The 26,992-nt window shown below is 63.8% G+C and carries 27 protein-coding genes; 8 read left to right on the top strand and 19 right to left on the bottom strand.

The genetic code is table 11. The annotated features are described in order from the left end of the window. Nucleotides 1-26 precede the first annotated feature (26 nt). On the top strand, nucleotides 27-2,153 hold the full coding sequence (locus tag GA566_RS22600) for a TonB-dependent siderophore receptor (protein ID WP_160474075.1): 2,127 nt from the start codon (nucleotides 27-29) through the stop codon (nucleotides 2,151-2,153). Nucleotides 2,154-2,169: 16 nt separating this feature from the next. Here the strand turns inward: GA566_RS22600 and GA566_RS22595 are convergent, their stop codons facing one another. The 15 genes from GA566_RS22595 to GA566_RS22525 form a co-directional block, all read right to left on the bottom strand. Continuing rightward, nucleotides 2,170-2,508, bottom strand: coding sequence for a LysR family transcriptional regulator (locus GA566_RS22595; protein WP_137926507.1), 339 nt, complete (start codon nucleotides 2,506-2,508; stop codon nucleotides 2,170-2,172). A 205-nt stretch (nucleotides 2,509-2,713) separates the two neighbouring features. After that, on the bottom strand, nucleotides 2,714-3,814 hold the full coding sequence (locus GA566_RS22590; RefSeq protein WP_160474074.1) for a cytochrome c-type biogenesis protein CcmH: 1,101 nt from the start codon (nucleotides 3,812-3,814) through the stop codon (nucleotides 2,714-2,716). Beyond that, entirely contained in the window at nucleotides 3,807-4,337 is a 531-nt protein-coding gene (locus tag GA566_RS22585) for a DsbE family thiol:disulfide interchange protein (protein ID WP_160474073.1), read from the bottom strand. The genes GA566_RS22590 and GA566_RS22585 overlap by 8 nt, the downstream gene beginning before the upstream one ends. Next, nucleotides 4,334-6,319: a heme lyase CcmF/NrfE family subunit gene (locus tag GA566_RS22580; protein ID WP_160474072.1), complete on the bottom strand. Its 1,986-nt coding sequence runs from the start codon at nucleotides 6,317-6,319 to the stop codon at nucleotides 4,334-4,336. Before GA566_RS22580 ends, GA566_RS22585 begins: the two co-directional genes overlap by 4 nt. Then, nucleotides 6,316-6,771: a cytochrome c maturation protein CcmE gene (gene ccmE, locus GA566_RS22575; RefSeq protein ID WP_137926511.1), complete on the bottom strand. Its 456-nt coding sequence runs from the start codon at nucleotides 6,769-6,771 to the stop codon at nucleotides 6,316-6,318. The genes GA566_RS22580 and ccmE overlap by 4 nt, the downstream gene beginning before the upstream one ends. Next, entirely contained in the window at nucleotides 6,768-6,893 is a 126-nt protein-coding gene (locus GA566_RS33570) for a heme exporter protein CcmD (protein ID WP_160474071.1), read from the bottom strand. The genes ccmE and GA566_RS33570 overlap by 4 nt, the downstream gene beginning before the upstream one ends. Then, nucleotides 6,890-7,648, bottom strand: coding sequence for a heme ABC transporter permease (locus tag GA566_RS22565; protein WP_160474070.1), 759 nt, complete (start codon nucleotides 7,646-7,648; stop codon nucleotides 6,890-6,892). Before GA566_RS22565 ends, GA566_RS33570 begins: the two co-directional genes overlap by 4 nt. A gap of 4 nt (nucleotides 7,649-7,652) precedes the next feature. Beyond that, nucleotides 7,653-8,321, bottom strand: a complete 669-nt coding sequence (ccmB, locus tag GA566_RS22560) for a heme exporter protein CcmB (RefSeq protein ID WP_137926513.1) — start codon at nucleotides 8,319-8,321, stop codon at nucleotides 7,653-7,655. After that, entirely contained in the window at nucleotides 8,318-8,959 is a 642-nt protein-coding gene (gene ccmA / locus GA566_RS22555; RefSeq protein ID WP_137926514.1) for a cytochrome c biogenesis heme-transporting ATPase CcmA, read from the bottom strand. The genes ccmB and ccmA overlap by 4 nt, the downstream gene beginning before the upstream one ends. 4 nt (nucleotides 8,960-8,963) lie before the next feature. Then, complete coding sequence (locus GA566_RS22550) at nucleotides 8,964-9,563, bottom strand: NapC/NirT family cytochrome c (protein WP_137926515.1); 600 nt, start codon at nucleotides 9,561-9,563, stop codon at nucleotides 8,964-8,966. Between the two features lie 21 nt (nucleotides 9,564-9,584). Then, a complete protein-coding gene (locus GA566_RS22545) occupies nucleotides 9,585-10,136 on the bottom strand; it encodes a nitrate reductase cytochrome c-type subunit (protein WP_249359508.1) in 552 nt (183 codons plus the stop codon). Nucleotides 10,137-10,145: 9 nt separating this feature from the next. After that, a complete protein-coding gene (gene napA / locus GA566_RS22540; RefSeq protein ID WP_160474069.1) occupies nucleotides 10,146-12,641 on the bottom strand; it encodes a periplasmic nitrate reductase subunit alpha in 2,496 nt (831 codons plus the stop codon). After that, nucleotides 12,622-12,948 carry a chaperone NapD gene (locus tag GA566_RS22535; protein ID WP_160474068.1) on the bottom strand — a complete coding sequence of 109 codons (327 nt, stop codon included), beginning with the start codon at nucleotides 12,946-12,948 and terminating at the stop codon, nucleotides 12,622-12,624. Before GA566_RS22535 ends, napA begins: the two co-directional genes overlap by 20 nt. A gap of 97 nt (nucleotides 12,949-13,045) precedes the next feature. Further along, entirely contained in the window at nucleotides 13,046-13,228 is a 183-nt protein-coding gene (napE, locus tag GA566_RS22530; RefSeq protein WP_137926519.1) for a periplasmic nitrate reductase, NapE protein, read from the bottom strand. A gap of 302 nt (nucleotides 13,229-13,530) precedes the next feature. Further along, nucleotides 13,531-14,430 (bottom strand): LysR family transcriptional regulator, encoded by a 900-nt coding sequence (locus GA566_RS22525; RefSeq protein ID WP_160474067.1) that lies wholly within the window; start codon nucleotides 14,428-14,430, stop codon nucleotides 13,531-13,533. 109 nt (nucleotides 14,431-14,539) lie between these two features. On the opposite strand from GA566_RS22525, the gene GA566_RS22520 reads away from it, so the two are divergent. From GA566_RS22520 to GA566_RS22500, 5 genes are read left to right on the top strand one after another with little or no spacing between them, the layout of a single operon-like run. After that, a complete protein-coding gene (locus GA566_RS22520) occupies nucleotides 14,540-15,709 on the top strand; it encodes a CaiB/BaiF CoA-transferase family protein (protein WP_160474066.1) in 1,170 nt (389 codons plus the stop codon). A 35-nt stretch (nucleotides 15,710-15,744) separates the two neighbouring features. Continuing rightward, nucleotides 15,745-16,206: a MaoC family dehydratase gene (locus GA566_RS22515; protein WP_160474065.1), complete on the top strand. Its 462-nt coding sequence runs from the start codon at nucleotides 15,745-15,747 to the stop codon at nucleotides 16,204-16,206. Nucleotides 16,207-16,240: 34 nt separating this feature from the next. Beyond that, nucleotides 16,241-17,260 (top strand): tripartite tricarboxylate transporter substrate binding protein, encoded by a 1,020-nt coding sequence (locus tag GA566_RS22510; protein WP_160474064.1) that lies wholly within the window; start codon nucleotides 16,241-16,243, stop codon nucleotides 17,258-17,260. A 30-nt stretch (nucleotides 17,261-17,290) separates the two neighbouring features. Next, the gene (locus GA566_RS22505) at nucleotides 17,291-18,448 is read left to right on the top strand and encodes an acyl-CoA dehydrogenase family protein (protein ID WP_160474063.1); all 1,158 of its coding nucleotides are present in this window, start codon (nucleotides 17,291-17,293) and stop codon (nucleotides 18,446-18,448) included. Nucleotides 18,449-18,460: 12 nt separating this feature from the next. Next, entirely contained in the window at nucleotides 18,461-19,435 is a 975-nt protein-coding gene (locus GA566_RS22500) for an acyl-CoA dehydrogenase family protein (RefSeq protein WP_160474062.1), read from the top strand. Between the two features lie 75 nt (nucleotides 19,436-19,510). Here GA566_RS22500 and GA566_RS22495 read toward each other — a convergent pair whose 3' ends face one another. After that, on the bottom strand, nucleotides 19,511-20,164 hold the full coding sequence (locus tag GA566_RS22495) for an MliC family protein (protein WP_237380587.1): 654 nt from the start codon (nucleotides 20,162-20,164) through the stop codon (nucleotides 19,511-19,513). 21 nt (nucleotides 20,165-20,185) lie between these two features. Beyond that, a complete protein-coding gene (locus tag GA566_RS22490) occupies nucleotides 20,186-20,572 on the bottom strand; it encodes a cupin domain-containing protein (RefSeq protein WP_137926526.1) in 387 nt (128 codons plus the stop codon). Between the two features lie 499 nt (nucleotides 20,573-21,071). Here GA566_RS22490 and GA566_RS22485 point away from each other — a divergent pair, with 499 nt between their 5' ends. Then, the gene (locus GA566_RS22485; protein ID WP_370459369.1) at nucleotides 21,072-23,276 is read left to right on the top strand and encodes a TonB-dependent receptor; all 2,205 of its coding nucleotides are present in this window, start codon (nucleotides 21,072-21,074) and stop codon (nucleotides 23,274-23,276) included. Between the two features lie 45 nt (nucleotides 23,277-23,321). Continuing rightward, nucleotides 23,322-24,005, top strand: a complete 684-nt coding sequence (locus GA566_RS22480; protein WP_160474060.1) for a Fe2+-dependent dioxygenase — start codon at nucleotides 23,322-23,324, stop codon at nucleotides 24,003-24,005. A gap of 484 nt (nucleotides 24,006-24,489) precedes the next feature. Here the strand turns inward: GA566_RS22480 and treF are convergent, their stop codons facing one another. Both treF and GA566_RS22470 read right to left on the bottom strand, forming a co-directional pair. Then, entirely contained in the window at nucleotides 24,490-26,259 is a 1,770-nt protein-coding gene (treF, locus tag GA566_RS22475; RefSeq protein WP_160474059.1) for an alpha,alpha-trehalase TreF, read from the bottom strand. Between the two features lie 76 nt (nucleotides 26,260-26,335). Next, on the bottom strand, nucleotides 26,336-26,911 hold the full coding sequence (locus GA566_RS22470; protein WP_237380585.1) for a shikimate kinase: 576 nt from the start codon (nucleotides 26,909-26,911) through the stop codon (nucleotides 26,336-26,338). Nucleotides 26,912-26,992: the final 81 nt, after the last annotated feature.

Below are 26,992 nucleotides of genomic sequence, written 5' to 3'. Positions count from 1 at the left end.
GCTATCGTTACAAGGAAGGACCGATCATGAATTCGAGCCGCCGCGGCCAGCAGCCCGCCGTTCCTCAATCCGCATTGTGCGCAACGGCGGTGGCCGTCGCGATGCTCTGCATGGCGCCGCTTGGGGCACTCGCCCAGCAGGCCGAGGGGGCAGGGGAATCTGCCGGCAACGAGAAAATGCTCGAAACGGTGTCGGTCAGCGGTAACTGGCTTGGTACGGGCCTGCAGAACAGCGTGAAGACGTTTGCCGGCGCGCGCACCATCGTCGATGAGAAGCAGATCGAGCAGAGCGGTGCCACCAACATCGGCGATGTGATGCGCCGCATCCCGGGCGTGCAGTCCACGGACAACTCCGGCACGGCGGGCAGCTCGATTTCGCTCAACATCGGCGTACGTGGCCTGACGGGCCGCTACACGCCGCGCTCGACAGTACTGCTGGATGGTATCCCGATGGCCGTGGCGCCTTACGGCCAGCCGCAACTGTCGTTCGCGCCGGTGAGCCTCGGCAATATCGAATCGATCGACGTGGTGCGCAGCGGTGGCGCCGTGCGCTACGGCCCGCAAAACGTGGGCGGCATCATCAACTTCACCACCAAGCCGATTCCGGCCGGCCCGGGCATCACCGGCGACGCATCGGTGCGCGAGAACATCTACACCGAGGGCGGTGGCAAGAACACCCAGTACGACGCCTTCGTGGGCACCACCCTCGACAGCGGCCTCGGGATCGCGCTGCTCTACTCGGGCATGACCGGCCGCGACTGGCGCAAGGGCAGCGACGACGACGTGAACGACCTGGCCGTGAAGTTCGCGTACGACATCACGCCGACGCAGCAGGTCTACGGCAAGCTCTCGTACTTCGACGTGAAATCGAAAACGCCGGGCGGCCTGACCGTGGCCCAGTACAACGCCGATCCGTTCCAGAACACGCGTCCCAACGACTACTGGAGCGGCAACCGCTACGGTTTCGACCTGGGTTATCTGAACACGATCTCGGCGAACCAGGAGTTCGAGATCCGTACCTGGTACAACGACAGCTACCGCCAGAGCACCCTGCAGCAGACCGCCACCACCGCTTCGTTCCAGCCGCGCAACTACAACACCTTCGGTATCGAGCCGCGCTTCACGCAGCGTTTTGGCGTGGGCCCGACCACGCATGACGTGACGGTCGGCTATCGCTACATCCGCGAGCGCGGCGATGACAACGTCATCACCATCAACACCCGCACAGGCGTCCGTACCCCGAACTCGACGTTCGACAATGCCACCGATGCGCACGCCGTCTACATCGACGACCGTATCGCCTATGGCCAGTGGCGCATCGTGCCGGGCGTCCGCTTCGAGCACATCAGCACCAACCGCCAGCAGGCCGGCACCACGACGCAGTACGACAGTGTGAACAACAAGGCGCTGCCGTCGGTCAACGTTTCGTACCTCGTGAACAATGCCTGGACCGTGTTTGCGGACTACAGCACGTCGTTCGGCCCGGTACAGAACATCCAGTTGAACTCGCAGACACCGAACAACCCGCTGCAGCCGGAAGTGGCCAAGACGTTTGAAGTGGGTACGCGCTGGACGGACAGCCGCATCAAGGGCGAGCTGACTGCGTTCAAGATCAAGTTCGACAACCAGATCCTGCAGGTGCCGGGCATCAATCCGGCCACGTTCCAGAACATCGGCGCAACCGATCACGATGGTGTGGAATCGGCCATCGACTACACGTTCGACCGCGCGAGCATGCTGGGCGGCCTGAACGTGTACGCCAACTATACGTACACGCGTGCGATCCAGAAGTCGGGCACGACGGCGGGCCTGGACGTACCGTTCTACTCGCGTACCACCGATACGATCGGCGCGCGCTACGACTGGCGCAACTGGACGTTCAACCTGTCCACCACGCACCAGAGCTCGCAGTACTCGGACACTGCAAACACGGTGGCGGAATCGCCAAGTGCCAATGTGGGCAAGATCCCGGGCTTCCGTACGTGGAATATTCAGGCGATGTTCAAGGTACCGCAGATGAAGCGGACCGACATCACCATCGGCCTGAACAACCTGTTCGACAAGCGCTACTACACGCGCAATGTCGACGGCAACGCTGGCCGCATGGTGGGTGCGCCGCGCATGGTCTACATCCAGGCCCGCGCGGGCTTCTAAAGGCAGGCGGGCCGCTTCACGCGCTGGCCGGGGCTTCGTCCTGGCCGCGCGTGTCGGCCATCAGGGTGTCCCACATGCTCAGCAGGCGGATCGCGCACGGATAAAGGCGGACTGCAGCAGCCGTGGGATGCATCTGCGTGGATTCGCGCGTGAATAGCGCCACGCCAAGGCGCTCTTCGATGCGGCGCGTCGCGTAGAGAATGCATGCGGCGCGAATGCCGCTGTGCCGCTCCGCTGCAATGGCGGAGCGAAACTGCATCAGCAATACAAACCGGCGCAGGTGATCGGTATTGACGTGGCGGATTGGAGTATTGGGATGCTGGACATCTTCCGGCGGACGTACTGGCAACGCCATGCTAAGCCGCTCACGAGGAGCGGGAGCACCGTCCGGCTGGGACGATCCATCCGGCGTGTGAAACGAATCAGTCGACCACATAAGCCTCGAAGGTCAGATTGGATGCGAGGCATTGTCTGACTAATCCCGGGTATGGCGTTTGCGCTCGCGCAAGGTCGATACGCAGCATCCTGATACCGGTCTGTGCTGTAGCGCGGAGTTTTCGTCACTTGCCACGGGCCGCCGCGAGGTTCGCCGCGACGCGTGCTGCCGTCGATGAGTCGGGCGGCAGCAGTTTCAGAAGATGCTCCCAGTACCTTGTGGCTTCGGCGGCGTCACCACGTTGAGCCGCCGCACTGGCAGCCAGCGCCAGCCCCTTCGGGTCATCGGGGTCTGCGGCGAGCGCGGCCCGGATTTGCACCAGCGCTGGTCCTTGCAGCGAACCCTCATTGATGCTGGCGAGCACGTCGGCATAGTCCGATCGTAACGAAGCCACCGCGGGTTCCAGCGCCACCGCTTTGCCATATGCGGCGGCCGCATCATCGAACCGTTCCATCACCGTATAAGAGCGCGCCAGCATGGCCCAGCCTTGCGCATCGTTGGGATTGGCCTGCAGGCGCCGCGCCAGTTGATCGACCATGGTTTCGATCTGCGCGATGGTGGGCGTGTGAGCGTCGCCGGACAGGCTATGCGAATCGTCACCTTGGATCACCGCGGCGGGATTGCCGAGGTGGAGGTAGATCATGGCGGCAGCGGGGGGAAGCACGACGCATAGGGTGGCGGTGGTCCATCGGCTTCTCGCTGCGCCACCGGTTTGCGCCCCTCTCCCGCGCGCGGGAGAGGGGTTGGGGGAGAGGGCGGGAGCTCCTGCTTGCCGATTTGTTGCAATTTGATCGGCCAGCCCTCTCCCCCGCCCCTCTCCCGCAAGCGGGAGAGGGGAGACCACCGAGCGCGAGCGGGTGCGCGTACGGCGCAGTCGCTGCCACAACACCGCCACCACCACAACCAACAACCCGAACGGCCCCAACCAAAGCAACCACGTCGACGCCTTGAACGGCGGATCGTAAAGCACGAACTCACCATAGCGTTCGACGAGATACCCCTTGACCGCGTCGTCGCTCGCCCCCTGCATCAACTGCGCACGTATCTGCGCGCGCAGATCGATCGCCAGCGGTGCATTGGAGTCTGCCAGCGTCTGGTTCTGGCACACCACGCAGCGCAGTTGCTGCGCCAGTGCATGCACGCGCGCATCGAGTTCGGCGTCGGTGGCAGCGCTCGCCTGCATCGACATCGCAACAAAGAGAACACCCAGCAGCGCCTTACGCATGCTCTCGCTCCAGTTGCAGCAGCAGCGGCTTGATCTGCCGCTCCAGCGTGTCCTTCGTCACCGGACCCACCTGCCGATACCGCACCACGCCGCGTCGGTCGATGATGTAGGTCTCCGGCACGCCATAGACGCCGAAGTCGATGCCTACGCGGCCATCGGCATCGACCAGCGATTGCACATACGGATCGCCCATCTGCTGCAGCCAGCTTCGCGCCGCTGGCACGGTGTCCTTGTAGTTGAGTCCATAGAGCGGGACCGTGGATTTGCCCGCGAAGTCCACCAGCAAGGGATGCTCGCTGCGGCAAGCGGTGCACCACGACGCCCATACGTTGAGCATCCACACCTTGCCTCGCATATCGGCTGCGCTGACTGAAGAAGGCGCATCCAGTACCGGCAACGAAAACTGTGGCGCCGGCTTGCCGACCAGCGCCGAGGGCAGTTCGCGCGGATCATGCCGCAGGCCCGCAGCCAGCGCGAGCACGATGGCGACGAAGATGGCCAGTGGCAGGAGGAAGCGCGTCATGGCCGGGTGTCGAAGGAAGGCAGCGGCGTGGCGATTGGCGCGGCATCTGCCACGGGACGGCGCACGCGATAGCGACGGTCGCTCGCGGCAACCAGTCCGCCAAGTGCCATCAGGCCGCAACCGGCCCAAATCCATTTCACGAAAGGCTTCACGTAGATGCGCACGGCCCAGACTTTTTCTCCGGCGGCCTCGCCAATCGCAACATAGAGATCACGTGCAAAGCCCGTGTCGATGCCCGCCTCGGTGGTCGGCATGTCCTGGCTGCGGTAGATGCGACGCTCGGAAGCCAGCGTGGTGACGGCCTTTCCATTGCGGCTGACTGTGAACACGGCGCGCAACGCCTCGTAGTTGGGACCCACCACCGGCACCACGCCATCGAAGCGGAACACATGGCCGTCCACGTTGACCGTATCGCCAGCCCGCATCGGCAGTTCGCGCATGGTCTCCTGGCTGTTCACCATGGTCACGCCGATAATGAACACGCCCACGCCGGCGTGGGCCAGCAGCATGCCCCAGTAACCAGCCGGCAACTGCCGTAGCGACGCGCGCCAACCGTCGCGGTGTTTCAGCTTGCCTGCAAGGCTTACCGCTGCTCCGGCCAGCGACCAGGTGGCCAGCGTCAGGCCGAGCCCCGTCAGCGCCGACGGGTGGCGAAGAACAAGCAGCAGACCGATGCCGATCACCACGCTGGCGAGCGCCGCCCAACGCAGCCGCCGTACCATCGGCGGAAACTCGCCACGTCGCCAGCGTGCCAGCGGCGCTGCACCCATGAGCAGCACGGCGGGCGCCATCAACGGCACGAACACCTGCTCGAAGTACGCGGGCCCCACCGAGACCTTGCCCGCACCCAATACATCGAGCAACAGCGGATAGAGCGTGCCGAGCAACACCGCGGCGGCGGCCACGGCCAGCAGCACATTGTTGGCCAGCAGGAAGGTCTCGCGCGAGGCCAGCGTGAAATCGGCGCGACGCGTCAGTTGCGGTGCGCGCCATGCGAAGATCGCCAAGGCGATGCCCGTGACCAGCGCGAGCAGCGTCAGGATGAAGATGCCACGTTTGGGATCGACTGCAAACGCATGCACCGATGTCAGAACGCCCGAGCGAACAAGGAAGGTGCCCAGCAGGCTCAGCGAAAACGTGAAGATCGCCAGTAGCGCCGTCCATGCGCGAAACGCGCCGCGTTTTTCGGTCACGGCCAGCGAGTGGATCAATGCGGTGCCCGCCAGCCACGGCATGAACGAGGCGTTTTCCACGGGGTCCCAGAACCACCAGCCGCCCCAGCCGAGTTCGTAGTACGCCCACATGCTGCCGAGTGCGATGCCGATGGTCAGAAACAGCCACGCGAAGATCGTCCATGGCCGGGACCACCGTGCCCAGGCGGCATCGAGGCGGCCTTCGAGCAGCGCGGCCAGCGCGAAGGAAAAGGCCACTGCAAAGCCCACATAGCCCATGTAGAGGAAGGGCGGATGGAACACCATGCCGGGGTCCTGCAGCAGCGGATTGAGGTCGCGACCTTCCATCGCGCGCGGCAGCAGACGGATGAACGGATTCGACGACAGCAACAGGAACAGCAGCAGACCGCTAGAGATCGCCCCCATCACGCCGAGCACGCGCGCCACGAACGGCAGCGGCAGGGGCCGGCTGAACAGCGCCACCGCGCACGACCATCCGGCCAGCATCAAGGTCCACAGCAACATCGAACCTTCATGGCCGCCCCAGACCGCAGCGATGCGATACATCAGCGGCAGCGCACTGTTGGAGTTGCCGGCCACATAGCGCACGCTGAAATCGTTATCGACGAAGGCGAACGTCAGCGAGAGATACGCGCCCAGTACCAGCAGCCATTGCGCAATGGCTGCCCGCCGCGCCCACAGCATCCACGGCACGAAGCCGCGCGTGGCACCGGCCAGTGGCAGCACGGCCTGCACGAACGAGGCCAGCAGCGCGCAGATCAATGCAAAGTGGCCAAGTTCCACGCTCATCGCTGCACCTTCCGATTCACGGCATCATCGTTGGCCGCGCGTTTCAAGGCTTCGGCGGCTTCGGGCGGCATGTAGTTCTCGTCGTGCTTGGCCAAGACTTCGCTGGCGACGAACGTACCGTTGGCATCGAGCGCGCCACGCGCGACCACGCCCTTGCCTTCGCGGAACAGGTCGGGCAGCAGGCCGCGATACACCACAGGCACGGTGTGCCGGGTATCGGTGACCACGAAGTGGATCGTCAGTGATTCGCCTTCGCGCCGGATCGATCCCGGTTCGACCAACCCGCCGACGCGGAACGCGCGTCCCTGCGGCGCTTCGTGAGCGGCGATCTGGCTGGGGCTGAAGAAGAACACAAGGTTCGACTGGAACGCATTGAGCACCAGTGCGAGTGCCACGCCACCACAGGCCAGTGCGGCGAGCAGCAAGCCGAGACGTCGCCGGCGCGGCGTCATGGTGTGTCGTCCTCGTGATCGGCATGCCTGCGACTGCGTCGCCTCAGCAGCACCATTTCCAGCGCAATGGCGACGCATGCCACGCCAAATGCGCCGACGAGGTAGGGAATGTGCCCGCTCATGATGCCTCTCCACGCTCGCGCAGCAGGCAACGCACGCGCACCAGCGCCACCGCGATGGTGTACATCCAGCACGCCAGTGTCATCGCCAGCATGCCGGCGAGCATCGTCGCCGCCATCGACGGAGCGGCGGTCAGACTGACCGATGCGCCTTGATGCAGCGTGTTCCACCACTGCACGGAGAAGTAGATGATCGGGATGTTCGCCACGCCCACGAGGCATAACACTGCACAGGCACGTTCGGCGCGGCGGGGTTCTTCGATGGCGGAAGCGAGCGCAATGTAGCCGAGATACAGGAACAACAAGATCAGTTCGGACGTGAGCCGTGCATCCCACACCCACCATGTGCCCCATGTGGGTTTGCCCCACAGGGCGCCGGTCCACAGTGCGAGGAACGTGAACATCGCGCCGGTGGGGGCGAGTGCCAGCGCCATCATCGACGACAGCCGCGTGCGCAGTATCAGCGCGAGCGCGCTGTAACCGGCCATCACGAGATAGATGAACATCGACATCCACGCGGCAGGAACGTGGATAAAGATGATGCGATAGACCTCGCCTTGCTGTGCATCGGTGGGCGCTACGGCGAAGCCCATCCAGAGACCGACGACCAGCCACGCAGCAGCAAGCAAAAAGAACCACGGCGCCATGCGTCCTGCCAGCGGATAGAACACAGCGGGCGATGCAAGCCGCGTCCACCGGCTACGCGCCATGTGGTGCTTGCGCGCGGAAGTGTCTTGCAGTGGAATATCGCGGTTCATCGCCTCATTCCATGGCAATGCGCAGGCCCGCCGCCGTCGCCAGCGGGCACACGCACAACGAAAGCGCCAGGCATGCGCCCAGCAACGAAAAATGCGGCATCACATCGAGTCCTGCATCGGCGGCAGCGCCGGCACTGGCGCCGAATACCAGCACGGGAATCGACAGCGGCAGTACCAGTACGCACAGCAACACCGCGCCGCCGCGCACGCCGAGCGTCAGCGCGGCGCCGACGGCACCGATCAGGCTCAGTGCCGGGGTGCCGATCAGCAACGATGCGGTCAGCAACAGCGTGGCACCGCCCGGCAGGCTGTATTGCTGGGCGAGCAGCGGGGTCAGGATCAGTAGCGGCAGGCCGCTCGATAGCCAGTGCGCGCAAATCTTGCCCAGTACCAGCAAGGCCAGCGGATGGGGCGAGAGCAACAACTGGTCGAGGCTGCCATCGGCATGCTCCTGCGCAAAGAGGCGTGACAGCGACAGCATCGACGCCAGCAACGCCGCTACCCACAGGATGCCGGGTGCAAGCATGCGTAGCTGTTGCGGGTCGGGTCCGATGGCCAGCGGAAACAGACTCGACACGATCACGAAGAACACCACGCTCGCCAGCAGGCTGCTGCGCCGTTGCCACGCAATCGACAGGTCATGAGCAATCAGCGAAGCCAGTGTCGCGATCATCGCCGTGCGCTCGTCGTGGGCCCGAGCGTGAGCGTCTGACACGGCAACGGTATCGCCTGGTGTGTGGCGATCACGGCCATGCCGCCATCGGCAAGGTGTTGCGCCAACAGTGTATGAAAGCGATCCGATGCATCGAGGTCGAGCGAGGTCAGCGGTTCGTCGAGCAGCCACAGTTCGCGCGGTGCCAGTGCCAGGCGGGCGAGCGACACACGGCGGCGCTGGCCTTGCGACAGCGCACGCACCGGGACATCGCGCAAGGTATCGAGGCCCAGTCGCGCCAGCGCGTGGCGGATCGCAGTGGCATCGGGTGCGGACAGACCCGCCATGCGCGCCGCAAAGCGCAGATTGGTTTCCGCATCGAGGTCCACATCGATACCGTTGGTGTGACCCACATAGGCGAGCGATGCGAGGAATTCGGCATCGCCAGCCCGCACCACGCGTCCCCGCCACAGCAACCGTCCTTCGGCAGGCGGAACGAGGCTCGACAACACACGCAGCAGACTGGTCTTGCCCGCACCGTTGGGACCGACTACCTGCATGAGCGTGCCCGGTGTCAGCGACAGGTCGAGGTCGCGAAAAATGATCCGGCCCATGCGCCGCACCGTCAACTGGCTGGCTTCGAGCACCGGGGTCGCCATGGCGCTATTTCTCCGGCGCAGCGGCCACATCGGGCAGGCGGTGCGCAATGCCCTTGTGGCAGTCGATGCAGGTCTTTTCCTTGTTGGCCAGGTAGGTGGAGTGCATGGCCTGCGCGCGCGGACTCTGGCGCGTGAAGTCCATCGACTGGTAGTCGTGGCAGTTGCGGCATTCGAGGGAATCGTTGGCCTTGAAGCGTGCCCATTCGTGCTGGGCGAGTTCCAGCCGGTGCGCCTGGAATTTCTCGCGCGTGTTGACCGTGCCGAAGATCTTGGCCCAGACCTCTTTCGACGCCTGCATCTTGCGCGCCATCTTGTCGGTCCAGTTATGCGGTACGTGACAGTCCGAGCATTTGGCGCGCACGCCGCTACGGTTGGTGAAGTGAATGGTGCCCTGCAGTTCCTGGTAGACGTTGTCGCGCATCTCGTGACAACCCGTGCAGAACTTCTCGGTATTGGTGACTTCCAGCGCCGTGTTGAACGCGCCCCAGAACAGCACGCCGGCGATGAAGCCGCCCAGCGTCAGGAAGCCCAGGCTGAAATACGCGCTGGGGCGGTTGATGGTGCGCCAGTAGCGCACGAGGAGGTCCCAGAGTCTGCCTTTCATCGCTCGCCCCGTTCGATCCCGTTATTTGGTGCTCGTTGTACCGGATGTTCCGGCCTTGGCGCTGCCACCCTTGCCGTCCTTCGCGCCTTTCTCGCCGCCCGCGCGCTTGAGCATCGTTTCCACATCCACAAACGAGTTGCCCACCAGCGGCTTGGTGTCGGCCTGCGGCACATGGCATTGCGTGCAGAAGTAGCGGCGCGGCGAGACCTCGGCCAGCACGTTGTTGTCGCGGTCCATGTAGTGCGTGATGCTGACCGGGATCGAACCGGTTTCCTCGCTCTTGGTGCGCGCGTGGCAGAACATGCACCGGTTGAAGTCGCGATCCAGCTGGTAGCCGTCGATCTTGTGCGGGATCGTCGGCGGCTGCATGGTGTAGTTGCGCGTGCGGCGGATGTCCTTGTTCTCGGTCGGGAAGAGCAGCGGCGGCTTGGTCTCATTGGCCACCGGCGTGGGGCCGCGCATGGCATCGACCAGACCCTGCGCATTGGCCGGGGCGATGCATAGCGTGACCAGCGCCAGCAGCAGCCAGACGCCAAAGGCCAGCAGGGCGGGCCAGGAACGTGTCGGCATGATGGCGTCCTCCTAGACCTTGACGATCTTCACCGCGCACTTCTTGAAATCGGTCTGCAGCGAGATCGGGCAGGTGGCGTCGAGCGTCACCTTGTTGATGAGTTGGCTCGCATCGAACCACGGCACGAAGACCAGGCCCTTCGGCGGCGTATCGCGTCCGCGTGTCTCGATGCGCGTACGCATCCGGCCGCGCCGTGACACCACTTCCACTTCGACACCTCGCCGCAGGCCCATGGCGCGCGCATCCTCGGGATGCATGAAGCAGACCGCGTTCGGAAATGCACGATAGAGTTCCGGCACCCGGCGCGTCATCGAACCCGAGTGCCAGTGTTCGAGTACGCGACCCGTGGCGAGCCAGAAGGGATATTCCTTGTCCGGCGACTCGGGCGGCGGCTCATAAGGCAGCGCAAAGATCACGGCCTTGCCGTCAGGATGCCCGTAGAACTGAAAGCCCGTGCCCGCCTTGACGTAGGGATCGCTGCCTTCGCGATAGCGCCAGCGCGTTTCCTTGCCATTGACCACAGGCCAACGCAGCCCGCGCACCTCATGGTAAGTATCGAACGGTGCGAGGTCATGGCCGTGGCCGCGACCGAAGGTGGCGTATTCCTCGAACAGCCCCTTCTGCACATAGAAGCCGAATTCCTTCGACTCCGCGTTGTGGTACTCGGCGTTGACTTCCTTGAGCGGGAACTTGTCGACGTTGCCGTTGCGATAGAGCACGTCGAACAGCGTCTTGCCGCGCAGTTCGGGTTTCTTCGCGATCAGGTCGGCGGGCCAGACTTCCTCTACCTTGAAGCGCTTGGAAAACTCCATCAACTGCCAGAGATCGGAGCGCGATTCACCGGGAGCATCGACGAGCTGGTGCCAGAACTGCGTGCGGCGCTCGGCGTTGCCATAGGCGCCTTCCTTCTCCACCCACATCGCGCTGGGCAGGATCAGGTCGGCGGACAGCGCGGTCACGGTGGGATACACGTCCGACACGACGATGAAGTTGTCGGGGTTGCGATAACCGGGCAGCCCCTCTTCCATCATGTTGGCGGCGGCCTGCATGTTGTTGTTGACCTGCACCCAGTAGGCATTGAGCTTGCCGTCCTTGAGCATGCGGTTCTGCAATACCGCGTGATAACCGGGCTTGTCGGGGATGGTGCCAGCGGGCAGCTTCCAGATGCGTTCGGCTTCCTCGCGATGCTTGGGATTCGTGACCACCATGTCGGCGGGCAGCCGGTGCGAGAAGGTGCCCACCTCGCGCGCGGTGCCGCATGCGGACGGCTGCCCCGTCAGCGAGAACGGGCTATTGCCGGGCGTGGCGATCTTGCCGGTCAGCAGGTGGACGTTGTAGACCATGTTGTTGACCCACGTGCCGCGCGTGTGCTGGTTGAAACCCATGGTCCACAACGACATCACCTTGATGTTGGGGTCCGCATAGAGATCGGCCAGTTGCAGCAGCTTGTCCTTGGGCACACCCGACAGCTTGCTCACGTAGTTGACGTCGTACTTCGAGACGAACTTCGCGAACTCGTCGAAGGTGATGGGCTTGGCGTCGGTGGCATTGCCCGCATTCTTGGCGGCTTTTTGCAGGGGGTTGTCGGGCCGCAGGCCGTAGCCGATGTCGGTGACGCCTTCCTTGAACACCGTGTGCTTGTTGACGAAATCCTTGTTGACGCGGTTCGTGCTGATGATGTGATGCGCGATGAAGTTCAGCATCGCCAGATCGGTCTGCGGCGTGAAGATGATCGGCACATCCGCGAGGTCGAACGAGCGGTGCGTGAAGGTGGAGAGCACGGCCACGCGCGTCTTGGGATGGCTCAGGCGCCGGTCCGTGATGCGCGTCCACAGGATCGGGTGCATCTCGGCCATGTTCGAACCCCACAGCACGAAGGCATCGGCGTTCTCGAAATCGTCATAGCAGCCCATCGGCTCGTCCATGCCGAAGGTGCGCATGAAGCCGGTGACGGCCGATGCCATGCAGTGCCGGGCGTTGGGATCGATATTGTTGGTGCGGAATCCGGCCTTCATCAGCTTGGAGGCGGCGTAGCCCTCCCAGACCGTCCACTGGCCGGAGCCGAACATGCCCACGGCCGTGGGGCCTTTTTCCTTGAGCACGCGCTTGAACTGCTTTTCCATCTCGTCGAAGGCGCGGTCCCAACTGACCGGTGCGAATTCGCCGTTCTTGTCGTACTTGCCGTTCTTCATGCGCAGCAGTGGCTTGGTAAGCCGGTCCTGGCCATACATGATCTTCGACAGGAAGTAACCCTTCACGCAATTCAGGCCCTTGTTGACCTCGCATTGCGGATCGCCCTGCGTGGCCACCACCTTGTTGTCGCGCACGGCCACGGTCACGCCGCAGCCAGTGCCGCAGAAGCGGCAGGGCGCCTTCGACCATTTCAGCTTGGTGACTTCGCTGTCCGTGACGAAATTGGCCGCTTCGGCAGCCGTGGGGATGCCGGCCACGGAGGCCGTGGCCGCAATGGCGGTCTGCTTGATGAATTCACGTCGCGTGACTGGCATCGCCGATCTCCTCGTACATGGCTGCGGCATCCTCGTTGTGCTGGTAGACCAGTGTCGCGGAGATCACGCCTTCAAGCTGATGCAGGCAGGTGAGTTGGGCCACGATAGCTTGCGAGGTAGGGGCCTCGGCCGTGACCACGAGCTTGCCGATGTCGCTGACCGCATGGATCTCGACACCCGTCATGGCCGCGACGGCGGCCTGCACCCGATCCAGGCTGGCTGGATGGGCATAGACCATGATGCCGGCGATATGCCACTCGTCGCCCGATGCGACGGGCGTGATGGGGATGGAACGTCTTGCAGGCATGCAGATACCCCGCAAACAAGACTGCTGGTTGGAGTGTTCCAGTCTTTCTGTTTTTTGCCATTGGCCCTTGGACCAAGGGTGCTACCGGTAATGCACGTCAGTGCGTGGGCGGTCCGCTGATCAGTTGGCTCATCCAGACAATGAAGCCATAGCCGGCCACGATGATGACGGACAACACCGGCACCATCACGGCGGTAAGAAACAGGAAACTGCGCAGTTCTTCCTTCTTGCGCTGTGGGTCGTGAGGGTTCCGTGGTTCCTGAACGCTGCCCGAATCCATGTGTTTCCCCGGCTCTTGAACAGGCGCACCCGGCACGAGCGCCGGTGATGCGTAACCCATTAAAGAAACCCGGAGCAGGAGTGTCAAGACATGCACCCGTCCGGAGATGCGGACTTTTCTGCCACTGACCGTGCGATGCCTGCGCGACTTCGCAGGCGGCGCGCAGCCTCCGGCGGCGCGACGATTGGATCAGGCCGTGATGTGAAGAAGTTTTCCGCCGATATCAATAAATTCGACAACAGCAATGTGGAAACGCCGTCGTGAACGGTTGTGGGGGAATACGCACTTTCCCGCGATGTCCGCTATCCCCCGGCCTTCGCAATCTTCTGCGCCGCAGCAACAAAGCGCAGCACGTGGCGATCATCGGTGTCCTCCTTTGTGGCCAGCGCGATGCCGATGGCGGCAGCCGGGCGCGGGCTCGACAGCGGCAGAAAGCGCACACGCCGATTGGTATAGCGCGCGGCCACGCCGGGCACCAGTGCCACGCCAAGGCCGCTCTCCACCAGGCTGACGATGGTCTGTACCTGCACGGCTTCCTGCGCGATTTTCGGCACGAAGCCCGCCTGCTGGCACAACAGCATTGCCACGGCGCGCAGGTTGGGCACATCGGCGCCGGGATGCATGATGAACGGCTCGTTGGCCAGCGCCTTCAGCGCGATGCGATCCTGCCTGGCGAAGCGGCTTTCGGCCGGGACGGCGGCGACGAACGTATCGGACTCCAGTGGCATCAGTGCAAATGGTCCGCTGCTCAGGATGGGAAAGCGCACGAGTCCGGCATCGAGCTGCCCCTGTTCGATGCGTTCGAGGATCGACGCCGAGGTGGACTCATGCAGGATCAGCTCGATGCCGGGGTGTTCGTCGCGAAAGGCGGGAATCAGGCGCGGCAGCAGCGCATAAGTGGCCGAGCCGACAAAGCCGATGCGCAGCGCGCCACGTTCGCCATGTGCGGCAGACAGCGCGGCGGCGCGCGCCTGATCGGCGTGGAAGAGTGCCCGGCGCGCATCGTCGAGCGCGGCCTCGCCCGCCTGCGTCAGCCGCACGCCGCGTGTGGTGCGCACGAACAGCGGCGTGCCCAGCGATGCTTCCAGCTTGCGGATCGAGATCGACAGCGGCGGCTGCGCCATATGCAGCCGTTCTGCCGCGCGGTGAAAGTTGCCGGTTTCGGCGAGGACGACAAATTGCTGGAGCTGGCGTAGATCCATGGTGATATACAGCGGATATCGGTTACTAAAAAACTAATATTAGACACGATTGACTGCCGGGCATAGGCTGTGGTCTTCGGAACCCGTAGAAAAACAAGGAGACCCAGGCATGTTGCCCCTGGCCGGAATTCGCGTAGTGGACCTCTCGACGGTCGTGATGGGGCCGTACGCCAGCCAGTGGCTGGCCGATCTGGGCGCCGAAGTGATCAAGGTGGAGACGCCCGAGGGCGACTCCACACGCCGCACCGGGCCAGCCACCGAGGAGGGCATGTCGGCGATCTTCCTTGGCGTGAACCGCAGCAAGAAAAGCGTGGTGCTGAACCTGAAGCTGCCCGCCGCACAGGCCGCGCTGCACAAGCTGCTGGAAACCGCCGATGTCTTCCTGCACAGTATGCGGCCGCAAAAACTCGGCAAGCTCGATCTCGACCCGACGAGCGTGATGGCGCGGCATCCCCAACTGATCTACGTGAGCCTGCTCGGTTTCGCGGAAGAGGGGCCCTACGGGGGCCGGCCCGCCTATGACGACATCATCCAGGGACTCTGCGGCAATGCCGCACTGATGGCGGCGCAGACCGGCACCGTGCGCTATTTCCCGACGATCTCTGCGGACAAGACCAGCGGGCTGGTGGCGGCACTGTCGATCAGCGCGGCACTGGCTGGGCGCGAGCGCAATGGCGGCAAGGGCGGCATGGTGGAAGTGCCGATGTTCGAGTCGATGGTGGCGTTCAACCTCGTGGAGCATCTGTACGGCCAGCACTTCGAGCCGCCACGCGCGCAGGCCGGCTATCCGCGCGTGCTGGCGCCGCTGCGCCGCCCCTATCAGACCGCCGATGGCTACGTCTGCATGATGCCGTACACCGACGCGCACTGGCGCGACTTCTTCAAATCCGCAGGCCGCGACGATCTGGCGACCGATGCGCGCTTTGCCGATATCGCGGCACGTACGCGCCATATCGAAACGCTTTACGAGATCACTGGCGAACTGGTGCGCGAGCGGACCACCGATGCGTGGATCGACGTTTGCGAATCGCTGCAGATACCGGTGGCACGCGTGAACGGCCTCGACGAACTCGTGGACGATCCGCATCTGCGTGCCACCGGATTCTTCGATCAGGTAAGCGATCCGGCCATGGGCACGCTGCGCTTTCCCGGCGCACCGGTGCGATTCGATGGCGAACGCGCACGCGCCAGCGTGCCGCCGCGGCTTGGCGAACACACGCGCGAAGTGCTGGGCGGCGTAGGACTCAGTGACGAAGAGATTGCCGCATTGGGCGGCTGAACACGCATCCATCAAGAATCCATCAAGGAGGGGACATGAGTCACACGCAGCCGCAACGACTGGGGCAGGGGTTTTACTGGCAGGACATTCAGGAAGGACAGGTTTTCGAGACCTTCCGCCGCACCGTGACCGAGACCGATCTCGTCAATTTCATTTCGGTGACAGGCATGCTCGAAGCAATCTTCATCGAGGAAGGCTACGAGGGGAGTGCGATCAAGGGGCGCCCGGTACCGGCGGCGCTGACGTATTCGCTGATCGAAGGCTTCATCCTGCAAACGATGATTCAGGGCACGGGGCTGGCGATGCTGGAGCTGACGCAGAAGATCCTCGGCCCCGTACTGGTGGGCGACACCATCCATGCCCGCATCACCGTGACCGGCATTCGTCCAACGTCGAAGAGCGGCCGTGCAGTGGTCGATTCATCGATCGAGGTGTTCAACCAGCGACAGGAACTGGTGATGACGTACACGGCGCGGCGGCTGCTGGCTGGGCGCTAGGCAGCCAACGGATTCACCCGGAGGAGACACAAGCATGCCAATACAGAGCAAGAATGCCAGGCATCCCCAACCCATCGCGCTGCGCCGCAAATGGTTGCGAGCGGTGGCCGCGTGCGGCGTTGCCGTAGCCCTACTGCCGCAAGCCGCGTTGGCAGCAGACTACCCTGATCGTCCTATTCGGCTGGTCGTGCCGTTCCCGCCGGGCGGTCCCACCGATCTCGTCTCGCGCGTGATCGCCAGGAAGATGTCGGAGGATCTGGGCCAGACGGTGCTCGTGGACAACCGTCCCGGCGCGAACGGCAACATCGGCAACGAGATCGTGGCCAAGGCGCAGGCCGATGGCTACACGGTGCTGTACAACACGTCGTCCATCGCGCTCAGTCCCGCGCTCTACAAGAAGCTGTCGTACGACGTGAAGCGCGACCTGCTGCCCGTGGCGCTGACTGCCAACGTGCCGTTGGTGCTCGAAGTCAATGCGCAGGTGCAGGCGAACACCGTGCCCGAGTTCGTGGCGTGGCTCAAGGCCAACCCCGGCAAGATGACGTACGGCTCCGCCGGCAACGGCAACGTGACCCATCTCGCCGCGTTCCTGTTCCTGCAGGCCAATGGCATCGAAGCGGTGCACGCGCCGTACAAGGGCAGCGCGCCGGCGCTGACCGACCTCGCGAGCGGACAGGTGCAGTTCATGACCGACACGATCAACTCGTCGCTGCCGTTTATCCGGGACAAGCGCATGAAGGCGCTGGCAGTGACCAGCAGCGCCCGCAGCGCACAGTTGCCGGATGTGCCGACGCTCGCCGAGTCTGGTCTGAAGGGCTTCGAGGTGGGCGCGTGGCAGGGCATGATGGTTCCCGCAAAAACGCCACCAGATATCGTGCGTCGGCTCAACGGTGCTGTGCTGAAGGCGCTGGCATCGTCGGACGTGCGCGCCAGCCTGGCCGCGCAAGGGGCTGAACCGCGCGGGTCGTCGCCCGAAGCCTACGGGACGTATCTGTCCCAGGAACTGGAGCGGTGGCGCAAGGTCGTCAAAGACACTGGCGTGACGCTGGACTGACCGACCGCATTCCCTGGAAGGAGATCGATCTTGCGTTCCCTGTTTGACACGTTCGCCCTGACAGCGCTGCCGCCTGAAGCCTCGGCGTTTCGGGGCGAGGTCCAGGCATTCCTGCGCGACCATCTTCCCGATCTGCCGCCCGACCGTCGCGCACGTTCGTGGATGGGATTCGATGCAACATTCAGCCGCGCGTTGGCGCAGCGCGGCTGGGTTGGCATCACGCTGCCGGCGCAATACGGCGGCGCGGGGCTCGATGCGTTTTCGCGCTTTGTGCTCGTGGAGGAATTGCTGGCCTGCGGCGCGCCGGTGAGCGCGCACTGGATTGCGGATCGGCAGAGCGGTCCGCTGATCCTGCGCTATGGCACCGATGCGCAGCGGGCTTTCTACCTGCCGCGCATTTGTCGGGGCGAGGCATTCTTCTGCATCGGCATGAGCGAGCCCAACGCAGGCTCCGACCTTGCCAGCGTGACCACGCGCGCCACGCCGTGCGAGGGTGGATGGCGCCTGAATGGCCGCAAGATCTGGACGACCAATGCGGATCGCTGCCAGTTCATGCTGGCACTGGTGCGCACCTCGGGGCAGCCCGAGGATCGGCAGAAGGGCCTGTCGCAAGTCATCGTCGATCTGTCCGCGCCGGGTGTGAGTGTTCGACCGATCCACGATCTTGCAGGCGACGCGCATTTCTCGGAGGTTGCATTCGACGATGTGATGCTGCCCGCCGATGCGTTGGTGGGGCAGGAAGGCGCTGGCTGGGAACAGGTCAATGCTGAACTCGCCTTCGAGCGCAGCGGGCCCGAGCGGCTGTATTCGAGCGTGGTGCTGCTGGATGCATGGATTGCCGCGCTGCGTCGCTTGCCGGCTGTGCAGCGCGATACCGTCACCATTGGCAGGTTGGTGGGCCGGCTGGCCGTGCTGCGTGCGATGTCGCTGGCAGTCACCGCGCGGCTGGCCGCGGGCGAAAGTCCGCTGATCGAGGCAGCGGTGGTCAAGGACCTTGGCACTGAACTCGAACAGGCGGTTGGCGCGCTGGCGGAAGCGGCGCTCGGGGATGATCCGGTGCTGGCTGCAGATGCCGACTTGTATCGCACCTGCGCGTACATCAGCCAGATTTCGCCGACCTATTCGCTGCGCGGCGGCACCCGCGAGATCCTGCGCGGCATGATCGCGCGCGGGCTCGGCCTGCGCTAACGGGGACTTGTCATGGAAAACGTCTATTCGGATGCCCTGGAAGCGCTGCTGCGTGATGCCTGCACGCCAGCGGTGGTGCGAGACATCGAGGGTGGCAGATCGGCATCGACGCTATGGGATGCGCTGCACGAGAGTGGTTTCGCTGACAGCCTGCTGCCCGATGCTGGGTTGTCGTTGGCCGATGTGCTGCCGATGCTGATGGCGATGGGGCAGTACGCGTTGCCATTGCCACTGGCGCAGACGATGTTCGCGCGCGCGGTGCTGCATGCTGCGGGCCACGAGATTCCTGCTGGACCCATCGCACTTGCTACGTTAGAAGATGTACCTCGCACGCATGTTGCCGACGGGGCGAGTGCTGCGTGGTTTCTCATTCAGCGCGGGGATGTCGCATGGTTGCTGGCGCGTGACGATGCCACGATGCAATCGACAGGCGTGCATGGTGACCTGACAGTGAGCATTGCTGGAAAGCCGTCAATGTCGTTCCCGCTGCCGCACGGCTTGTTGCGGACCATCGGTGCGACCCTGCACACGGCGTTGATGGCTGGCGCGATGTCGCGCGTGTTCGACCTGACGCTCCAGTACGCCAACGACCGCACGCAGTTCGGGCGCTCCATCGGCAAATTCCAGGCGATCCAGCACCAGATCAGTACGATGGCGGAGCAAGTGGCGGCCGTGCGGATGGCGGCGCAGATCGCATGTTCGGGCGAAGGCTGGCAACCGGACCGGATGCACGCGGCTATCGGCAAGTTCAACGCCAGCGATGCTGTGACATCAGTTAGCGCGGCTGCGCATGCCGTACATGGCGCGCTGGGTATCACCGCTGAATACGATTTGCAGCTATTCACACGGCGGCTTCACGCGTGGCGTATGGCCGATGGATCGGAACGCTACTGGGCGCGGGAAATCGGCACGGTGGTGTGTGAGACGGAGATGCAGACGGTAGATCAGATCCGGCGATGGGCTGGGGAGACGGCAAGCACCACGTAAAGGCCAACGCTCGTAGCTATGCGCTCCCCTCTCCCATGTCAATGGGAGAGGGGAGCAAACCAAACGCGTCGCCGGCTACACTCCCGACATTTCCACCCGGCAACTCGTCTCCGGCTTGCCCGGTATCACCAGTTGCGCATCCGGTCCCTTGTCCCAGAACAGTGCGTCGCCATCCTTCAATGTGGCGGCATACCGCGCGCCAGACGCAGCGCGTGTTTGGGGCAGCACCAGTTGCTGGTCGAGCCAGCGCAGATACGCATAACCGGGATCGGTCTGTATAAACGTGCCGCTGATCACCGCATCCAACCCTTCGCAGCGAATATTGAAGGGGCCGCGGCTGATGCCCTTGCCGTCCTGCCGACGCGCGCCGGCATAGCTGTGCCGCAACGTGTAGATCCGTTCCAGATACGTCGATACCGTACAGGCCCGTGCGTCGTCGGCGTTCGCGCAGGCATCGCGGCCCTTGATCCAGCCACGTTGCCCGGCGATCAGTTGCTTCTTCTGAGACTTCGGCAAGGACTGCGCATCGAGTGCAAGCCCATACAGCCGCGTGGTTTCGCGGTCGAGCTGGGCAAGGGTGTCGTCCTTGCAGATCAGTGTCTCGACCTCGCCCTGGGCCTTTCGGCAATCGAAAGACGGTGATGGGGTCGCGGCAGTGACCGGTGCAACAGGAACAAGCCAGGATGCAATGGCGGCGCCCAGCATGGCGAAGAACCTGTTCACGGACATGGCAGTCTCCTGCGGAGCGAACTACCCCGCGTTGCGGTCGATGACGACGAAATGCTTGCGCACGGGCTCGATCACCTCGAATACGCCTTCGAAGCCAGCGGGAATCACGCAGGCATCGCCCGGCCCGAACTCGCGGGCGTCGCCGTCGTGGCGGGTGATGCGCAGGCGGCCGCTGATCACATGGAAAAACTCTTCCTTGCCTGCGGGAAATGCAATCCGCCAGGCGCCCGGCTCGCACGCCCAGATCCCGCAATCGAAATCGCCTTGACTGGCGCTGTAGTGCGTCCACGTCGTTCGGTCGGGGTTGCCGTTCACGAGCCGGTCGGGGCGCGGGTTGTCATGAGCCGGTGCGGGATCGGCGCGGAAGTCGGTCAGGAAAGGGGCGGAGGCGAGCGTAACGGCAGACACGATGCGATCAGGGCAGCAGCAAGGTTGCAAAGTCGTAAGTGTAGTGGTCAGACACTTTCGAATCTGCCTGTTTTGGTGTCCTGTCACGCACGGGGCCGCGTTCGATGCCCCTTCGTCCCATACGTGTAATGCGGTCCCTGTCGCGTTCCGTACACGGTTTGTTACCGAACATTACAAGACGATTACAAACGGATGAATCAACGATCCCGAGCAGTTGCCGACAGAAGACATCTGATCGGTCAGATTGTGATGAAGGCGCCGCTGCATATACGGATGAGTATAAGAATGATTCGTATTTGAGGTTTTAGTGACGCCTCCATACAATCGCGCCCCGAGAAAAGCCGCGTTCAGCGCCCTCGGATGCCGATACGGCGATCAGTGATGACCACTGACGACACGTGACGGTATCCACACAAGCAATCCACGGGAAGAGAGAGTAATGAGCAAGTATTCGGAGGTGTTCCGGCCCAATGTGCTGGTGACGGCGCTCGCCGGCCCGATGGCCGCCATGGCCATGCAAGGGGCTGCCGCCCAGGAAGCCACGCCGGCCACCACGGCCAAGGCCAGCCCGGTTCAGCAACTGCAAGGCGTGACTGTGAAAGCTGCCCGTGAGGATGGCTACAAGGTCGACAGCGCCGAATCTCCGAAATTCACGGCGCCACTGCTCGACACGCCAAAGTCCGTGACGGTGGTGCCCGCCGAAGTGATCCAGCAATCGGGCTCGAACTCCCTGCAGGATGCACTGCGTACTACGCCGGGTATCACCTTCGGCGCAGGCGAGGGCGGTAACCCGATTGGCGACCGTCCGTTCATTCGCGGCTTCGACTCCGGCAGCAGCATCTTCGTGGATGGTGTGCGCGACGCCGGTTCGCAAACGCGCGATACGTTCAACATCGAGAACATCGAGGTCATCAAGGGACCGAGCTCGGCCTACGGCGGCAAGGGTTCGGTCGGTGGCCTGATCAACATCGTGACCAAGCTGCCGACGAAGGAGAACTTCGTGCAGGGTTCGGTCGGTATTGGCACGGATGCGTACAAGCGCGCCACGCTCGACGGCAACTACGTACTCAACGACAACACCGGCCTGCGCCTGAACGCGATGGCCCAGGATGCCAACACGCCGGGCCGCGAGGCGGTGGGCGGCCACTCGTGGGGCTTCGCGCCGTCGGTCACGTTCGGCCTGAACAGCCCGACCAAGCTCACGCTGTCGTACTACCACCTGCAGGGCCAGAACATGCCGGACTACAGCATCCCGTATGCGCGTCCGGCTGCGCAGGCGTCGAAGGCCAACCCGGCAGGTCCGGCCAACGTGAACCGCAACAACTTCTATGGTCTGGTCGATCGCGACTTCCAGCACACGCAGTCCGATATCGGCACGGCCATCTTCGAACACGCGTTCAGCGACAAGCTGACGTTCCGCAACACCACGCGCTGGGGCCGCAGTACCAACGACTACATCGTCACGAACCCGGACGACAGCCGTGGCAACGTGGCGAATGGATACGTCTACCGCAGCAGCAAGAATCGCGATTCGGCCACCGATTCGCTGATCAACCAGACCGATTTCATCGCCAAGTTCGATACCGGCAGCCTCAAGCACTCGATGCTGTTCGGCTTCGAGTTCAGCCGTGACGATACCGATAACACGCCGTACAACGTGGTGCCGGGCGGCGGTGCGGGCAACACCTGCAATGCGTCGCTGCTGGCCAGCGGGGACTGCACGAACCTGTACAACCCGAACCCGGGCGATGTCTGGACGGGCCGCGTCGGCAAGATGGGCTACACGCAGAAGACCAAGACCGATACGCGCGCGGTCTACCTGTTCGACACGGTGGAGATTACCAAGCAGTGGCTCGTGAACGGCGGCATCCGCTACGACAGCTACCGCACCACCTCCGCCACGCCGGCCTACATCAACCCGAACACCGGCGCATCGGTGGCGGCGGTGAACCTCGGCAACAATGCGAACTTCTTCAACTACCAGGCCGGCATCGTCTACAAGCCCGTGGACTTCGGCAGCATCTACGTGTCCTACGGCACGGCCTCGACGCCACCGGGCACGTCCAACGGCGATGGCTCCGACAACCTCTCCGCGCAGATCCAGAACCTCGACCCCGAGCGCAGCCGCGCCTGGGAATTGGGTACCAAGTGGGATCTGCTTGGTCGCCGCCTCTCGTTGACGGGTGCCGTGTTCCAGATCGACAAGGACAACGCACGCGTGGCCGTCGATGCCAACACCACGCAAAACGTGGGCAAGCAGCAGGTGCGTGGTTTCGAGCTGGGCTTTGCGGGCAGCGTCACCGACAAGTGGAACGTGTTCGGCGGCTATACGTTCCTGGACAGCGAACTCAAGAACAACGGCCCCGTCGCGGCGAACGCCGCCAACAATGGCAACCAGTTCCCGAACACGCCGAAGAACAGCTTCAGCCTCTGGTCGACCTACCAGGTCCTGCCCGCCCTGACCGTGGGTGGAGGTGCCTACTACGTCAGCCAGGTCTACGGCAACGCGGCCAACTCGCTGTACGTGCCGTCGTACTGGCGCTTCGATGCCATGGCCGCGTATCGGGTGAACAAGAACCTGACGCTGCAGCTGAACGTCCAGAACCTGCTGAACAAGACGTACTACACCAAGGCATTCGCCGCCCACTATGCCGCATTGGGCGCGGGCCGCTTTGGTATGCTGACGGCCAACTTCCGCTTCTAAGCCGACATACCCCGGGGTTACTCCCGGGGTTCTGGTTTTCCCATCATGATGCTGCACATTCCGGACGTCCTGTCCAAAGCCCAGGTTGCCGACTGCCGCGCGCTGATGGACGCCGCGGACTGGACGGATGGCAACCTCACCTCGGGCCACCAGTCCGCGCTGGCCAAGCGCAACCTGCAATTGCCAGAGTCCTCGCCCGTGGCACAGCAACTGGGCGGGTTCATTCAGGACGCGCTCGCCAACAGTGCGCTGTTCTTCTCCGCCGCGCTGCCACTCAAGGTCTTTCCGCCGTTGTTCAACCGGTACGAAGGCGGCCAGACATTCGGCCAGCACGTGGACAACGCCATCCGCTACCTGGGCGGCACGGATTTCCGCATCCGCAGCGATCTCTCCGCCACGTTGTTTCTCACTGAACCCGAGGAATACGACGGCGGCGAACTGGTGATCGAAGACACCTTCGGACCCCAACGCGTGAGGCTGCCCGCCGGCCACATGGTGTTGTACCCGGCCACCAGCGTTCACCACGTCACGCCAGTCACGCGCGGCGCGCGGGTATCGTCCTTCTTCTGGATCCAGAGCATGGTGCGCGACGATGGCCAACGCGCACTGCTGTTCGACCTCGACAATCGACTGCGCCAGGTTGCGGACACCATCGGGCAGGACCACGAGTCCGTGATTGGATTGACGGGCGTTTATCACAACCTGCTACGGCGTTGGGCGGACGCGTAGGGCGGGGAAGCTCATGGCGGGTGCCGCAATCTGCTGAACTAGCGATCTGCAGAGTCTCGAACACGCGTGCGTCGACGCTCAAGACGTTGCGCCCGTAGTGACGTTGCATCGCCTGGAGCCAGTCTTCGAGCACCTTGCACTGTGGACGGTCGTCATGCGATTTTGAGGATCGTCTCATAGGCGGGTGGCCCGGAACCTACTGCACAAAACCCTTCGCCCAAAAGAAATACCCCGACGCGCGGGATCGTCGGGGCAGTAAGAGTTGCCAAGTCGTTTGGGGTCGTGTCGAGTGACCCTGCGGCAAGTGTGACGTTGCCAGCGCCGAGCGCCAATAACTCACATGAGGTATTGGCGTATGTGCGGTGCCGCACGAATCATGCGCCGCGCGGCGTGAGCATTCCGAACAAAAGAATCGGGTTCCGAATACGAGCACATTGAGGGTGCGTGAAGGCTTGCTACGCCGTGCGCAACTGCGCGGCAATCCTCAGGTTGCAGTCTCGGGCCTGCCCGCCTGGCTATGACGAGCCGGATGCTCGGGATAGCACGCCAGTAGCGCGCTGACCACGCCGTTTGTCCATCCGAATCCATCCTGGAGCGGATATTCGCCGCCGCTGCCGCCTTCGGCGCTGTGCGGATGTCGTCTCACCAGCCGGTACTTTTCCACCAGCTTGTACTCGCGCGTGTAGAGGTTCGACACCGTGCAGAGCCATCGATGAGCGATGTCGTCGGCCAGCGCGCCGTAGCCATAGCGGCGCAGTCCGGCGATGGCGATCCACTGCAGCGGTGCCCAACCATTGGGCCGGTCCCACTGCTCGGCCGAGCGCACTTCCGTGGTGGCCAGTCCGCCGTCTTCGAGCAATCGCGCCGGGATCATCGCGGCCATGCGAGCGGCCTGTTCCGTGCTGGCGAGTCCCACGAACAGCGGCATCAGCGTGGCCGCGGTCAGGTGTGGCCGCATGGCGTGGCAATGCCAGTCGAAATCGAGAAACGCACCGGAACCTTCGTCCCACATGAAATCGTTCATCGCCTGCTGTCGGCGCGATGCTGCGTCGCGATAGCGTGTCGCTTCGTCTGGCGTGCCGGCCATGTCGCAAAGTTCCGCCAGGCGGCATTCCGCGTGCCAGAGCAGCGCGTTGAGATCCACGGGCAGGATGGCCGTGGTGCGGATGGTGGCGAGATCGGGGGTGTCCTGCAAGGCCACGGGTTCGCACCAGCGCGAACTGAAATCCCAGCCCGATTCGGCGGCCGCGCGCAGGTCGCGAAAGACCAGGTGGGCGGGCCTGCCGCTGCGCCGCGCGGTTTCCAAATCCTCCAGATAGGCTTCCTCGCGCGGATGGGCGCGGTCGTCCCAATAGCGGTTGAGCCATGTGCCATCGGGCAGGCACACCACACGCCGGTGGGCACAGCCGGGCTGCAGATGCGTGCTGCCGTCCATCCAGAACGCGTGTTCGCGTTTAAGTTGCGGCAGGTAGCGCAGGGCGGTTTCGGCGCCTTCTTCCAGATCATCGAGTAACTGGATCATCAGCGAGAACACCGGCGGCTGCGAACGGCTCAGGTAGTAGGACCGCGTACCGTTTGGCACATGCCCATACGTGTCGAGCAGATAGGCGAAGTTATCGGCCATGGGGCGGAGCAGGTCGTGCCGGCCGCTGGCGGACAGGCCCAGCATGGTGAAGTACGAATCCCAGTAATAGAGTTCGCGGAAGCGGCCGCCGGGCACGACATAAGGGCCGGGCAGCGGCAGCAGCGAGCACATCGGCGGATGCTCGGTTGGCTCGCGTGTCAGGACCGGCCAGAGATCGTCGATGTGCTGGCGCAGCGAATGCTCGGGGTGCGAGACGTAATGGGAATCCGGCACGGTCTCGCGCTCGAAGTGCGCACCGACGAAGGCTTCCAGCGAAAAATCCGGCGTATCGCGCTGGGCACGATAGCGCGCGAGGATGGCTTCCGGCGCATCCAGCGGCACGCAATCGGGAAACGTCTTGCTGTCCGCGAACAGGCCGCTGGCCTGCACATCGACGAACAATTCTTCATAGCGCTCAGCGGGCGACAGCGCATCGCATGCCGCGCAGCCCGGCAGCACGGACGGATCGGGGCACGGCAGGTGGGTGATCGACGGGGCGTGCGCGTGGCAATGAGAGGGATGGCCGCCCGATGGCGCCGGCCGGGTTTGCTGCGCCGCCGCATCGACGCCTGCATTCGGTTGGGCCGGTTCAGTTCGCGGGCTGGCGTGCGGCACGGATGCAGCGCGCATGGCGTCACTCTCCACGGTTGTCATCCACGGTCAGAGCCGGGTGCCGGCTGCAAAGTTCAACGTTTCCGCCTGCCGGCTAGTCGCTGGGCGCTGCGTCGTGCGCGGTGCCGCAGTCCACAAAGCCAAGCTGGGCCAGCACGCTGGCGGCGGCCTGCGCCACGCTGCCGCTGTGCGCGGGCATGATGACGTGGGCGGTTTCCCGATAGAGCGGGTCGCGCTCCATGAACATGGATTCGAGCCGGGCGCGCGGGTTTTCCACCTGCAGCAGCGGACGATTGCGGTTGCGCCGCGTGCGTCGCCACAACTCCTGCACCGTGGCATCGAGATACACCACATGGCCGCGCGTGCGCAACATGTCGCGGTTTTCGGCCCGCAGCACGGCGCCACCGCCGGTGGCCAGCACGATGCCGCTGCGTTGGGTCAGGTCATCCAAAACGCGCGTTTCACGACGCCGGAAGCCTTCTTCGCCTTCGAGCTCGAAAATCGTGGCAATGCGCACGCCGCAGCGGGCTTCAATCTCATGGTCGGTGTCGAAGAACGGACGGCCGAGCAAATGCGCAACCGTCCGGCCAATGGTCGTCTTGCCGGCGCCCATGAAGCCGATCAGGAAAAGATTGCCTGCGAGGTTGTCCGAAGGGTTGCTCGAAGCCATGGAAGCGATGTGCTGGTCAAAGAGAGTGCGCCGCAACGTGACTGCCAGTCCTGCGCAACGGTAGCACGTCCTCTGCACGAT

The organism is Cupriavidus sp. SW-Y-13, from assembly GCF_009793345.1.
Taxonomy (GTDB): Bacteria; Pseudomonadota; Gammaproteobacteria; order Burkholderiales; family Burkholderiaceae; genus Cupriavidus.
Note: the sequence above shows the minus strand (reverse complement) of the source record. Positions and strands in the feature narration are given on the sequence as shown.